This is a genomic window from Roseburia hominis (assembly GCA_040702975.1).
In the GTDB taxonomy this organism is placed as follows: domain Bacteria; phylum Bacillota; class Clostridia; order Lachnospirales; family Lachnospiraceae; genus Allocoprococcus; species Allocoprococcus hominis_A.
Map to the genome: position 1 here is coordinate 1,491,000 of CP159990.1, position 14,105 is coordinate 1,505,104.

12 protein-coding genes and 1 riboswitch are annotated in these 14,105 nt (G+C 45.6%); all 12 genes read left to right on the forward strand.

Going from position 1 to position 14,105, the window contains the following annotated elements; genetic code table 11:
* The first annotated feature begins 2 nt into the window (after positions 1-2).
* The 12 genes from ABXS75_07065 (at position 3) to ABXS75_07120 (ending at position 14,087) form a co-directional block, all read left to right on the forward strand.
* On the forward strand, positions 3-503 hold the full coding sequence (locus ABXS75_07065; GenBank protein ID XCP86548.1) for a sigma-70 family RNA polymerase sigma factor: 501 nt from the start codon (positions 3-5) through the stop codon (positions 501-503).
* The gene (locus tag ABXS75_07070) at positions 496-1,335 is read left to right on the forward strand and encodes a hypothetical protein (GenBank protein ID XCP86549.1); all 840 of its coding nucleotides are present in this window, start codon (positions 496-498) and stop codon (positions 1,333-1,335) included. The genes ABXS75_07065 and ABXS75_07070 overlap by 8 nt, the downstream gene beginning before the upstream one ends.
* Before the next feature lie 313 nt (positions 1,336-1,648).
* Positions 1,649-2,590, forward strand: a complete 942-nt coding sequence (locus ABXS75_07075) for a hypothetical protein (GenBank protein ID XCP86550.1) — start codon at positions 1,649-1,651, stop codon at positions 2,588-2,590.
* A 218-nt stretch (positions 2,591-2,808) separates the two neighbouring features.
* Complete coding sequence (locus ABXS75_07080) at positions 2,809-3,744, forward strand: YafY family protein (protein ID XCP86551.1); 936 nt, start codon at positions 2,809-2,811, stop codon at positions 3,742-3,744.
* The gene (locus ABXS75_07085; GenBank protein ID XCP86552.1) at positions 3,734-4,426 is read left to right on the forward strand and encodes a GyrI-like domain-containing protein; all 693 of its coding nucleotides are present in this window, start codon (positions 3,734-3,736) and stop codon (positions 4,424-4,426) included. Before ABXS75_07080 ends, ABXS75_07085 begins: the two co-directional genes overlap by 11 nt.
* Complete coding sequence (locus tag ABXS75_07090; GenBank protein XCP86553.1) at positions 4,427-4,771, forward strand: TfoX/Sxy family protein; 345 nt, start codon at positions 4,427-4,429, stop codon at positions 4,769-4,771.
* 137 nt (positions 4,772-4,908) lie between these two features.
* Positions 4,909-5,105, forward strand: a riboswitch (cobalamin riboswitch).
* Between the two features lie 239 nt (positions 5,106-5,344).
* Complete coding sequence (locus tag ABXS75_07095; GenBank protein ID XCP86554.1) at positions 5,345-9,190, forward strand: hypothetical protein; 3,846 nt, start codon at positions 5,345-5,347, stop codon at positions 9,188-9,190.
* A 13-nt stretch (positions 9,191-9,203) separates the two neighbouring features.
* Positions 9,204-10,412 carry an ABC transporter substrate-binding protein gene (locus ABXS75_07100; GenBank protein XCP86555.1) on the forward strand — a complete coding sequence of 403 codons (1,209 nt, stop codon included), beginning with the start codon at positions 9,204-9,206 and terminating at the stop codon, positions 10,410-10,412.
* Positions 10,413-10,429: 17 nt separating this feature from the next.
* A complete protein-coding gene (locus ABXS75_07105) occupies positions 10,430-11,494 on the forward strand; it encodes an iron ABC transporter permease (GenBank protein ID XCP86556.1) in 1,065 nt (354 codons plus the stop codon).
* Between the two features lie 6 nt (positions 11,495-11,500).
* Positions 11,501-12,607: an ABC transporter ATP-binding protein gene (locus ABXS75_07110; GenBank protein ID XCP86557.1), complete on the forward strand. Its 1,107-nt coding sequence runs from the start codon at positions 11,501-11,503 to the stop codon at positions 12,605-12,607.
* 129 nt (positions 12,608-12,736) lie between these two features.
* Positions 12,737-13,207, forward strand: coding sequence for a YbaK/EbsC family protein (locus ABXS75_07115; GenBank protein XCP86558.1), 471 nt, complete (start codon positions 12,737-12,739; stop codon positions 13,205-13,207).
* Positions 13,208-13,514: 307 nt separating this feature from the next.
* Positions 13,515-14,087: a flavin reductase family protein gene (locus tag ABXS75_07120; GenBank protein XCP86559.1), complete on the forward strand. Its 573-nt coding sequence runs from the start codon at positions 13,515-13,517 to the stop codon at positions 14,085-14,087.
* Positions 14,088-14,105 lie beyond the last annotated feature (18 nt).

Sequence of the window (14,105 nt, forward strand, 5' to 3'; positions counted from 1 at the left end):
GAATGCCGGCAGATAAAAAGAAAATGATAACAGAATTTGTAACGGAATATGGGGACAGTGTACTGCGCATGTGCTATCTCTATTTGAAAGATTACCAGTTGGCGGAAGATGTGACCCAGGAAACATTTTTTCAGGTCTACAAGAAATATGATTCCTTTATGCAGAAATCTTCCGTCAAGACCTGGATTATGCGGATTGCGATTAACCTGTGTAAAAACCAGATGCGGACAAGCTGGTTCAAGATCAGAAAGGTTGATGAATTTCCGGAGCTTTCTTACTCAGAAGACTATAATGGCGCCATTGACAGAGAAAGGCTGCTTATGGGAATCGGGAATTTGAGGCCGAAGTATAAAGAGGTCATTCTTCTGTATTACTATCAGGAACTTTCTGTTGCCGAGATTGCGAAGGTCTTAGGACAAAAGGAATCCACGGTCAGGGTCAGGCTGAAAAGGGCAAGAGAGCAGCTTAAGGAAGAATTGAAGGAGGATTATTTTGATGAATGAAATTAAGAAAAGCATCGATACGGGACTTTGTGACATGAATATTTCTCCAGAAAGAATGGTAAAGAATATTCAGGAGGGAAACAGGAATTATAGGTCGAGGGGTGTGAGAAGATTTGGCGGTGCTGTTGCCGCCGCACTTTGTCTGGTCCTGTTTGGAACGGCAGCTTATGCGGCGGGGACATATATTTATTCGCAGATTAAGGTAAACCACGAGACGATGCCGGAACTGGAGCCGATGGAAGTCGTACCGGTCCAGGAGGTAGAGGGGAACGTGACGGAGTATGGCTATGTAGAAAAATCGTACGGTACAATCGCGGAATTGGAAAAGGAATTGGGGATTTCTCTTCTGGGAACGGAGCTGGCAGGGAATCCGTATATGAGAATCGATTATCAGAAGATAGGGGACGGTTATCATATGGTGAACGTCAGGGAGTATATCATTGGCGATCTGATCGATATCCGGGATTGGGATAAGAGTGAAAATAGTGGGGAATTGGAAGGAAATGATGATAAATATATATGGACTGTGGGAGAAATCTATAAAAGTCCGGTGAATCTGGAAGTGGAAATCATTTCAGACCCCAGCCAGCAGGAACTGGATACGGAGTATCTGGGATATTTTGAATACGTGAAAACGATTACCGCGGATCAGGGATATACGGTAAATATTCTGCAGGATAGTGTGGATGAGAATGATCCGGTACTTCAGGAAGAACGATACCGGCCACAGGTATGCGCGATATTTGTTTCTGATGGAGTACGGTATACCCTGAAGGGACGTGTTCCGGTGGAAACGATGGTGGATATTGTGAATTCTATGCGATATCTGTAGAGGAGAGAGGGCTGCAAGGTGATAGGGCTATGCAGCCCTTTTGGGTGTCATGTATACCTGGGTGAACGTCCAGTGGACGTTCATCTTGTTGCCAGCAGAAACTTATAACATTTTACATATTGCTTTTTAGACGCATCAGAGGTATCATTAATTCATTATCGAGGTAAGTAATCAAAAAGGGTCACAAATTCATGGCTGATCGCCAAGTTATTTCATAGTATGGACAGAAAAAGAAAGTGGAGGGGATATTTATGATCATTTAAGAATCTATTTGTAATGCAGCAGATAACTATGATAAACTTAAGGAGGATACATGAATTACAAACAAAATATTATACCGCTGAAAGACCTGAACCTCACCAGCCGTTTCCTATTTGATGAGGTTATGGAGGATCCGCAGATTCATCAGGACGTACTCAGTATTATTTTCCAGAAGGAGATTCCGCTTCTCGACAAAGCAGAGACCGAAAAGGAATTACGGGTATCGCCCTTGATTCGTTCTATAAGAATGGACGTATTTTCCATGGATGAGGAAAATTCTATTTACAACACGGAGATGCAGGAGAAGAAAAAGGGAGACCTGGCGAAAAGGAGCAGATATTATCAGGCTCTCATCGACACGGGGCTTTTGAAACCGGGTATTCCGGATTATACCCAAGGGCATCCCGCGTGGCCATTCGGCCGTTTCACAAGGTTTAATTTACTGAATACTTCGTATATTATTATCATCACGCCTTTCGATTTATTTGGCTATGGAAAATACCAGTATACTTTTGAAGCCAGGTGCCGGGAAGTCCCGGAATGTACGTTAGAAGATAAGGCTGTCCGCATTTTCCTGAATACAAGGGGCACAAACGATGAGGAGGTTTCTAAAGAGCTTGTGGATTTTCTACATTACCTGGAGAATACAACAGATTCTGCCGCAAATGCTTCGGAAAGTGCGCGAATTCACCGGATTCATGAGCGGGTGCATAAGGTTAAACTCAGCGAAGAAATAGGAGTGAAGTATATGCAGGCTTGGGAAGAGAAATATTATGAACGGGAAGAGGGACGTGAAGAAGGTCGCAAGGAGGGCCGGAAAGAAGGTCGGAAAGAAGGTCGCAATGACCATCTGAAGGAATTAATCAAAAAGAAACTCCAGAAAGGTAAGTCTCCTGAAACTATAGCAGATGAAGTAGAGGAAGAACTGGATAATGTTCTGACGGTTATTCGGAAAATTGCCGAGGAAGATGAGTCTGTTAATTCTGGAGAGTGAAAAGCGGAGGCAATTCCGGCTGCCATGACTGCTATATCTACCTATAATTATCCGGAAACCAGAAAAATACGGGCTTTTGGTCGTTGAACATATCTAAGAGTTTTAAACAAAACATGACATACAGATGTCACATTTCTTTTGGTATACTCATCAATATAGGAATCGAGCCGTCTAAAAGACGTCGATTCTGCACTGACCGGAACAAAAGTGAGGATTATATGAAAATCGATAGGCTTATCGGAATACTTTCCATATTATTACAGAAGGAAAAAGTTACGGCGCCGGAGCTGGCGGAGAGGTTCGAGGTTTCGCGAAGAACGATTCAGAGAGACATTGAAGATTTGTGCAAGGCGGGAATACCGATCGCGACCACATCAGGCGCCGGAGGCGGAATCAGTATCATGGACGGTTACCGTATGGACCGAACATTGCTCACCTCAAAGGATATGCAGATGATCATGGCAGGGCTTCGGAGTCTTGACAGCGTGAGTGGAAGTCATTATTACAGTCAGCTCATGGAGAAAATAAGGCTTGGTTCGTCGGATTTTGTAAGTGGCAGGGATTCTATTTTGATCGATCTTTCGTCCTGGTACAAGCCGGAAATTGCTCCTAAGATTGAATGCATTCAAAGTGCGATTGAGGAGAGGAAGCATTTGACATTCCACTATTATGCGCCGAATGGCGATAGTATCCGGACGATCGAACCCTATTTTCTGGTGTTTAAATGGTCCAGTTGGTATGTCTGGGGCTGGTGTATAAAAAGAAAGGATTTTCGTCTGTTCAAGCTGAACCGCATGGACGCTCTGGTACGGGAAGAAACCAGATTTGCGTTAAGGGAAGCGGTGCCGCCGGATTTATCGACCCAGAAGATATTTCCGGGAGAAATAAAGGTAAAAGCATTGTTTTCTAAGGATTCAAAGTGGAGATTGGTGGAAGAATTCGGGATACATTGTTTTACGGAAAATGAGGACGGCACCCTTCTATTTACGGCAGATTATACCGATAAGGAGAATCTCGTCTGTTGGCTGCTTACTTTTGGGGCAAAGGTGAAGGTCTTAGAGCCCATGGAAGTGAAAAATGAACTAATCCGTATCGCAAAAGATGTGATTAGTGAGTATGAGAAAGAAGAAGGGGGTAAGAAAGATGCCATTTGATTATAAGAAAGAGTATAAGGAATTTTACATGCCGAAACGGAAACCTGAGATCGTGGATATTCCCGAGATGAAGTTTATTGCGGTCAGGGGAAAGGGCGATCCCAATGAGGAAGGCGGAGACTATAAGGCGGCGATCGGCCTTCTGTATGGGATTGCATTTACGATCAAGATGAGCAAAAAAGGGGACCATAAGATAGAAGGATACTTCGATTACGTGGTGCCACCGCTTGAGGGGTTCTGGACGCAGAGTGAGCGTCGCACAGAGAACGGCGCGGTGCAATTTGAACAGACCAGCCGGAGGACGGACAGGTATGAGCTTGATTATAGCAGAAAAGAGGATTTTTGCTGGATATCGGTAATCCGGCTTCCGGATTTTGTGACGGAAGCAGACGTCAGGTGGGCGATAGAGGAAGCCGGAAGGAAAAAGGGGCAGGACTATTCCAAGGTGGAATTTCTGACGATCTGTGAGGGACTTTGTGTCCAATGTATGCACATAGGGGCGTATGATGATGAGCCGGCGACGGTAGCTATGATGGATCAGTTCCTTTGCGAAAATGGTTATGAGAATGATTTTTCCAAGGAGCGGCAGCACCATGAAATTTATTTGTCCGATGCGAGGCGTGTGGCGCCGGAAAGACAGAAGACGGTGATACGCCACCCGATCAGGAAGGCTGGTGATTAAATGGCGACTTCAAAAGAATTTCTTGATTATATTGTGGAGAATCTCCAGAGAGCCGGGGAGGTGTCCACCAGGAAAATGATGGGGGAATACCTTGTGTATTATCAGGGGAAGCTGGTAGGAGATATTTGTGATAACTGTTTGTTCTTAAAGCCGACCAAGTCCGTGCTCCGTATGATGCCGGAGGCTGACAGGGATTACCCGTATGAAGGCTCCAAAACGCTTATGGTAATCGTAGACGATGTAGAGGATACAGAGCTTATGGCAGCAGTGCTGAGTGCAATGTACGAGGAACTGCCGGAGCCAAAGCCGAAAAAGAAAAATAAAAACGGAAAGACGGAGATTTAATGTACGTGAAATGAAAAAGTAAATTCAGTATGAAAGAGGAACTAGAATTTACTTTTTCATTCCAGATATAGAAAGCAATAGAAAGTGATTTCCTGGAAAATATTGCAATTACTGGAGTGCTTTGCTATAATGTTTTCGTTGAATATGGGGTTCTCAGTGCCGGACAGATGTGTGTCTGTAAGGGTAAAAGGGAATCAGGTGTAAGTCCTGAGCGATCCGGTCACTGTAAGCAAGGAGTGAGACCGCGATTATGCCATTGCACGTATGTGTGAGAAGGCGTCGGTCGAGCGTTGATGTGCAAGCCAGGAAACCTGCTGAGAATGTTGGTGAATTGCTTCCGAAGAAAGCGTGTTCATGTAAGTAAAAAAGTTATGAGTTGCCAAGCATACCTGAAATAGGATTCAGTGGATGTTAATTTGGTAATCATAGCTTTTATCTTGATGTCTGCTTTCAGATTGAAAGTGGACTTTTTTGTTTTATAAGGAAATTTATTTACAATACCAACGGGAGGCCGCTTCCCAAAAGGCCAAATATAACGACACATTATAAATATGTGAGAAGGAGAGGATCAAAGTGAAACGGAACATGAAAAGATTTCTTGCGTTTTTTCTGGCATTTGTGATGGCAGCGACGCCGGTAACGTCTCTTCAGGCTGAGGATGTCGGAACACAAGAGGACGCACCCGTTGAAGTCGGGAAAACGCAGGAGGATATAGCCTCCGCAGGCGAGGAAGTTCAGGAAGATGCCCCTGCCAAAGACCAGGTTAACACTGCAGATGAAGATGCAACTGAAGATGTAACTGGAGATACGGCTGAAGATGCAGCTGCAGTGGAAGAGGAGAATGAACCGAAGGATGAGAATTCTGCCAATGCAGAGCAGAAAGAAGAGGAAATACCTGTGACCGGCAATGAGCAGGCAGAGGCGGATACTTTAGCTGTAGAAGAGGATACGGAGACTCCGGTGAAGCCGACGGAAGCGATAACCGGCGTGAAGGTGGTAAAAAATGACGGCAGCACATACGGAATGTTTCCAATCAGTGATGTCATATGTTCAATCAAAGGGAATCAGATTGAGATTGCTTTTCATACGGGTGCTAAGAAGATATTTGACCGGCTGTATCTGGGATACAAGACGGATGCGGACAAATCAGGATATTTTGCAGGAAACAATACAGGAAGCACCTGTGAATTTACAATCCGGGTGCCGTTATCACAGAAAAACAGTTGGATTCCGGTTTCGGTAGGAAGATCGGACAAAGGGACCTGGTCAGATAATTATCTCTGGATGAGCATACCGAATGTACTGACGCTTACGCAGCAGCCGCAATCTGTAAGCTGCAAGGCCGGTGAGATCGTTAATCTGTCCGTATCAGCAGATGGCAGCGGTGTTACGTATCAGTGGCAGTACAGCACGGATGGTACAACATGGACCGATTGCACAGCAAAGAGCGCCCGGACAGCATCCTATAGCTTCGCTATGTCATCGGAGCTTTCGGGTCAGTACCGCTGTTTTGTAAAAGATGAGTTGGGAACCGAAGTTGTATCTGATGTTGTGGAAGTGAAACTGGAAAAGACCGGCGAGCAGGAAGGCTTCAAAGCAGATGGAAAAATCACGGCAATCTACGCCAGCGACGATGAGAAGAAGCCGGGGAAAGATTATACCATGTTTAGGATTGCTTCCTCCCAGGCTGTAGTAAAGGGGGAGGAAATTGAGGTCACGATTTGGGTAGCACCGGCGTCAAGCGGAAAGTTCAGCTACGATGCAATTTATATCGGATATAAAGATGATGACCCCAAGGAGCCGATCGTGTTAGGCGAGGTAGATACAGAAAGGAATCTTCAGAGGTATACGTTTAGAGTCCCGATGAATACATCTGGTGGCGAGGTTCATTTCGTTCCGAGAAGCGCATCTAAGGGAACCTGGAGTGTGAAGAGTTCCCTTGCCCTTAAGATCCCGGCACTTACGGAGTTCGTAAAGCCATCCGTAATAACCATTGTGACACAGCCGGAAAAAGAAGTGACGGCAGGAAAAGGGGCCATGGTCTCGCTTTCGGTGGAAGCGTCGGCAGAAGAGGGAAGGACCTTATCCTATCAGTGGCAGTACAGCCCTGACGGTACAACATGGACTAACTGCACAGATCAGGGGGCACAGACAGCGTCATATTCCTTTGCGATGGCAGCCGAACTGGCAGGGCAGTACCGCTGTGTAATCACAGATTCGGATGGCACGACAGTGATATCTCAGACTGCGACAGTAAGTGAACCGTCTGCTCCGATAGTAACAGGAAATGCAGTTCGTGTTGTTAAGCAGGACGGATCTGATTTTACGATGTTTAAGGTCAAGGACTCGAAGGTCGTAAGGGTCGGCGATAATCTTGAGGTGACAATTTCGACGACGAATAAATCTTTTAATAAATTATATCTGGGCTCAAAGGATGATGCTCTGAAGACGCCGGTGATCTGGGGAACCGCGTTGGAGACGGCCGGCTGGACATTTTCGTTCCGTGTGCCGGCAGACCACGCAGGTAAGGTGTGTCCGGTGGCGCTTGGAAAAACAGATGAAAGCTGGTATTCAAACATGTATCTCTGGATCTATATTCCGGATGAGGGGATTCAGGATACACCAATAGTGACAGAGCCGGATCCGAAGCCGGAAGGGAAGATTCCTTCGGACGGAAGTTATAAGGTAGATGTGGAATCCAGTGCATCCATGTTCCGGGTCATAGACTGCAAATTGACGGTGAAAGACGGGAAAATGAGCGCAGTTCTGACATTAAGCGGGCAGGGCTATGGATATCTCTATATGGGAACAAAAGAAGAGGCAGCAAAAGCAGATCCGGTGGCATGGATTCCGTATGTGGTGAACAGTGATGGGAAATATACTTATACCATTCCGGTAGAAGCCTTGGACAGAGGGGTTGCGGTGGCAGCATATTCCACAAGTAAAGGAATCTGGTACGACAGAACTCTGACGTTCCTCTCCGGGACGCTTAAAAAACTCAGTGATTCTGCAGGCGATGGAAATCCCGGAATAACGGAAGACACTGGAAATAATAGTTCGGGATCATCAGCAGTTCTTCCACCAAATGATGGAAAAGCAGACAGTGAATCAAGGTATGAGGCAGATGTTAGTGGATCAACGAGACATGTCAACAGTTCCACGACATTGGCAGACGGCGTATATGTACCGGATGCATTTACATGGTCAGGAGGGACCGGAAAGGTAAAAATCTATTGCAATAAAATCAGTGTCATAAATGGGCAGGCTTATGCCACTCTTGTATTTGACAGTGAGAATTACCAGTATGTAAAGGCAAATGGAAATATTTATTATACAACAAAAGGTAACGGTAAAGCCACGGTAGTGATTCCGATTGCGTTAAATAAGAACAACCAGATTTTAGCCATGACGACGAAGATGTCCAATGCTCATGAGATTGCGTATACGATTTTTGTATATCTGGCAGGAGCGGGAGGCAGCAAGAGCATGGTGAGTACGACAAACGCGAAGCTTGATGAAGAGGCTCCCGAGATTATGGGATTACGGTACGAATCTGAGACTGAGCTTGATTATGCAGAGTATTTCAAGATATATCATTATGATCAGGGAGTTACACTTTTAGAGGTAGATATGGCGAAGGATACGACGGGAGATTCCAAGCAGGCAGAAGCAGAGAATACGGAGCAGACAAACGTGTCTGATAAGACAGCAAAAGCAGCTGAGACGGCAGAGGATGGAGAAGTATCCGTAAGTCAGGAAGAGATGACAGCAGAACTCTATAAAGGGAATGTTGTGAAGTATCTTCTTGTCCCGGATGGGGTAGAAGTACCTGTAGGTCTGGAGCAGGATATGCTTGTCGTACAGATGCCGGTAGATAAGGCATATGTGTCTGAGAATGCGATTCTTGAGAAAATGGATGAGCTTGGGCTGACTGACTATGTAGCAGCAATCGGATGTGAGATGGCGGACTGCAAGGTCGCGTCCATTTCGCAGAGAATGGAGAAGAAAGACGATGAGGAGAAGGCAGAGGTTGTCTATGGAGGAACCTGGGAAGATCCGGAATTTAAGGAGCTCGTAAAGCAGGAGACAAACCTGGCAATTCTTCCTTCTGCGATTCTTCCACAGGAGGCAGACGATACCGATGCGCAGGCAGATGACGAAAAGCTTACGGTGAAAGAGCAGAGAGAGCGTTTTGAGAAGATCACGGAAAAGTTCGCGTTACTTGGCATTCCGGCAATTGTTGACCGCTCCGAGGATGAGAAGACGGATTTGGCAAAGTATGAGTGGGTGAAGGTGTTCGGTGTACTTTTTGGCTGCGAGGAGGAGATGGCTGCATTTTTTGAGACAAAAATAGCGGAGGCCGGAGCTGATGCGGATAGCCAGGTAAGAACTCAGTCAGCAGATCAGACATCGAAATAGGAGAAAATAAACGATGAGAAAGAAACGGTATAGAGTGATTGCGCTGCTTTTGGCGGCAGTTCTCCTTCTGGGAGGCTGCGGTCAAAAGCAGAAAGAGAGTCAGCCGGGAAATGCAGACACAAAACAGGAGAGTAATGATAAGGGCAATGATAAGGGCGGTCAGTCTTTTGAGGCGCCTGAGATAGCAGGGCTTACCTGCGAGTCTGTGATGGACCGGGAGTATGCAACGGAATTTGATGTGTATTATTATAATGATGGCTATAAGTTGATCAATATACATGAGGGCCGTGAGTATCTGCTTGTCCCCGAAGGGAAGGATGTGCCGGAAGGTCTGGATGAAGAGATTGTGGTGCTTGAACAGCCACTGGATCATATCTATATGGCGGCGACAGCAGTCATGTCACTGCTTGACGCTTTGGATGCCGTTGATACGGTGAAGTATTCCGGCACAGATGCATCCGGGTGGTATATAGAGTCTGCGAAGCGTGCAATGGAAGAGGACAAAATTGCTTATGCAGGCAAATACAGCGAGCCGGACTATGAGATGCTGGTGGACGGAGGATGTGACCTCGCTGTGGAGTCTACTATGATTCTCCATACGCCCAAAGTGCAGGAAATGATTGAGGAAATGGATATTCCGGTGTTTGTAGATTATTCCAGTTATGAGTCGCATCCTCTGGGAAGGACGGAGTGGATCAAGGTATATGGCGTGATGTTGGATAAGGAGGAAGAGGCAGATTCCTTTTTTAAGGAACAGGCTAAGGTGATTGACAGGCTGAAGGATTTTGAAAATACAGAAAAGACGGTAGCTTATTTCTATATCAATACGGATGGGACAGTCGTAGTAAGAAAATCGGAAGATTATATTCCATCAATGATTGAGATTGCCGGCGGAAGATATGTGTTCCGGGACCTGAAGAATTCTGACAGCAATGCGCCGTCCGTGAAGCTTACGATGGAAGAATTCTATGCGGCAGCAGTGGATGCGGATTACCTGATTTACAATGGGACGATTGATAACCAGGTGAGTAGTTTAAGTGATCTTATAGCAAAGAGCAATCTTTTTTCAGAGTTTAAAGCTGTGAAGAATGGAAACGTATGGTACACCGGTAAGGATCTATATCAGGCTACGGATACGGTAGGAGAGCTGATTCAGGATATTCATCTGATGCTGACAGAGAATGATACGGATGAGATGACGTTTTTGGAGAGATTGAAGTAAGAAGCTGGTGAGGAAATATGTGGAATAAGGTAGTATCAGGTGAAGAGGGCCGAAGCTTTCATATTGAGAATTTCAGGAGGCGTTCCAGATATGCGATTGTATTTGTATTTATGATTGCAGCATTTTTGGCGATTACTGTTTTAAGCATTAATACGGGTAATGTACATATTTCTGTGCCGAAAATCATAAGGATCCTATTTATGAGAGACGGGGAAGCAGTAGAATACAGTATCATCTGGAAGATACGTCTGCCCCGGATTCTTATGGCAGCGATACTGGGCGGGGCGTTGTCCCTGTCCGGTTTCTTACTACAGACATTTTTTGCTAACCCGATTGCCGGACCGTTTGTGCTGGGTATATCCTCCGGCGCAAAGATGGTCGTTGCGCTTGCGATGATCCTGTTTTTGAAGTATGTGGGACATTTTTCCTCTTATACTCTTGTGGGGGCGGCGTTCACAGGTGCGCTGATATCTACAGGGTTCATTCTGCTGATGTCCAGGAAGATTCATCATATGGCTGCCCTTCTTGTGGGCGGAATCATGATAGGCTATATTTGCTCAGCGATCACGGACTTTGTGGTGACATTTGCAGATGATTCTGATATCGTGAATCTTCACGGATGGTCTCAGGGAAGTTTTTCCGGAATGAGCTGGAGCAATGTCCGCGTGGCTGTGGTTGTTGTCGGGATAGCAGGCATGTGCACATTTTTGCTGTCAAAACCGATTGGCGCCTATCAGCTGGGCGAGGCGTATGCACAGAGCATGGGGGTGAATATTAAGGTTTTCCGGGTTCTGATCATTCTGTTATCCAGTATCCTTTCAGCGTGCGTGACCGCGTTTGCGGGACCGATTTCATTTGTCGGAATTGCAGTGCCATTCCTGACAAGAAAGGCTTTCGGCACTTCGAAACCAATCGTGGTGATTCCGGGGACTTTTTTCGCAGGTGCAGTGTTCTGCATGGTCTGTGATCTGATCGCGCGTATGGTGATGGCACCGGTAGAACTGAATATCAGTACGGTAACTTCCATGCTGGGGGCACCGGTGGTTATTTATATGATGGTGAAGCGTGAGAAAGGAAGGTAGGAAGCGATGGCAGATTATCATTTTCAAATGGAAAATATGGCCGTTGGCTATCACGGGCGAACGCTGATCCATCATATTAATATAGGGATTAACAAGGGAGAAATCGTGACACTAATAGGGCCCAACGGCTCAGGTAAATCTACGATTCTGAAAAGTATCACAAGGCAGCTGAAGCTGATAGGTGGAAATGTGTTTTTTGATGATACGTCTCTTATGAAATTATCCTATAAAGAGCTGTCATCACAGATGGCAGTGGTCCTGACAGAACGGATCAGGACAGAACTTATGACTTGTCATGATATCGTGGCGACAGGGAGGTATCCTTATACCGGTCGGCTCGGAATCCTCTCCAGAGAGGATGAGGAGAAGGTGGATGCGGCGATGGAGGCAGTCCATGCAGGAGGTCTTGGGAACCGCGATTTTAATGAAATCAGTGATGGACAGAGGCAGAGAATCCTTCTTGCCAGAGCAATCTGTCAGGAGCCGGATATCATGGTACTCGATGAGCCGACCTCTTTTCTGGATGTCCGGTATAAGCTGGAGCTGCTCTCGATTCTTGGCAGGATGGCCAAAAAGGAGAAAATTACCGTGATCATGTCTCTGCATGAGATTGATCTTGCGCAGAAGATCTCGGATAAGATTATTTGTGTAAAGGGGGAGACCATATCCCATTACGGTGCGCCGGATGAGGTATTTCGGGAGGAAATCATCCGGGAGCTGTATGAGATTGATAATGGCTTTTTCGACCCCTGTTTTGGAAGTGTCGAGCTGCCGGGGCCGGAAGGCGAGCCTAAGACTCTGGTGTTGTCGGCCTGCGGAACAGGGATTCCGGTATATCGGAAGCTTCAGAAGGAAAATACACCTTTTATTGCCGGTATCCTGTATGAAAATGATGTGGATTATCAGCTTGCAAGACTGCTTGCTGCGAAAGTGATTACAGAGAAGCCATTCTGTGAGATCGGTGACGAGGCTTACCGGGCGGCGATCAAGGCTGTTCGGGAATGTGACAGCGTGATCAACGCCGGTGTGGAGATTGGAATGTGCAATAGGAGGATAGAGGGGATTCTGGGGGAGGCCGAGAGGCTGGGAAAACTGGTAAAGTGTTCAGGATAAGACGCCTTTTAAAAGTGAATCTTGTAAAACAGTAAGGAAAAAATGAATAAGGAAGAAATTATTTTACGGATTGCAATATTCGGTACTATGGTATTATACTTATGGAAGTATGACAGGAGGATTTAGAATATGGCTATCGAAAGAGTAAGAGAATATTTTAGGCAATATGGTATGGAAGACCGTGTCCGTGAATTTGAAGTATCAAGTGCGACCGTCGAGCTTGCAGCTGCAGCTTTGGGGTGTGAACCCTGCCGCATCGCAAAGACGCTGTCGTTCAAGGTAAATGAGGCACCGATTCTGATCGTGGCTGCCGGTGATGCGAAAATCGATAATCCCAAATATAAGGCAAAGTTCAAAGCCAAGGCGAAGATGCTGACCCCGGAGGAGGTAGAGGCGCTGGTGGGACATGCGGTCGGCGGCGTATGCCCGTTTGCAGTGAATGAAAATGTAACAATCTATCTTGATGAATCTCTGAAGCGGTTCGACACGGTATTTCCGGCCTGCGGCAGCAGCAATAGTGCGATTGAGCTTACCATGGAAGAGTTGGAGAAGTATTCTTCCTTTACAGAGTGGGTCGATGTGTGTAAAGGGTGGCAGTAGAACTCCGACCTTTGCGTTATAGGCGGTACTTATCTCCCCATTTACGTATCTGGTCTAAAAGTAGAACTGAGCGTTATGAATATGATTGTGCCTATATATTTCTGCATTTCATTGAATCGTACAGTTTCGAATTCCAGTAGTGTGTATAGGATAAACATTTAACGCTTTCCTTTGAGATAGTATCTATCTTTAATGTGCGTACTTGTTATAAGTATAGATGCTTGTTATAATTATAATAATTAAATGAGGCGAAGTCATTTATAATGACGAGATGCCATTAATATGAATTAGTGAAGGAGAGGAAACGATGAAAAAAGATTTAGGATTAGTACAGGCGGTATATCCAATGCCGGTTCTTATGGTTGCAGCATATGATGCCAATGAGAAGGTCAATGTAATGAATGTTGCATGGGGGCAGATTTGCGATACGGATAAAGTGATTCTCTTTATTGGCGAGGGAAAGAAAACCTGGCTGAATATCAAAGAGAGCAAAGCATTTACGGTTGCTCTTGCAGATGAAGCACATGTAGAGGTTGCTGATTTCTTTGGAATAGCTTCTGGCAACAAGATGGAAGACAAGTTTGAGAGAACGGGATATCATGCAGTAAAGAGCGATAAAGTTCATGCCCCCATCATTGAAGAATTCCCGGTAGTAATGGAATGTGAGTTGCTTGAGTTTGTTGATACAGAATATGTTTCGGGTATTGTTGGAAAGATTGTTAATGTAAAAGCAGAAGAAAATGTGCTTAGTGATAACGGAAAGGTTGATCCAATGAAGCTGCAGGCACTGATGTTTGACCAGTTCCAGCATGGCTATTATGCTACTGGAAAGAAAGTTGCACAGGCATGGAATGCCGGGGCTGAACTTATGAAGAAATAAAGTATATTTTGAAGAATG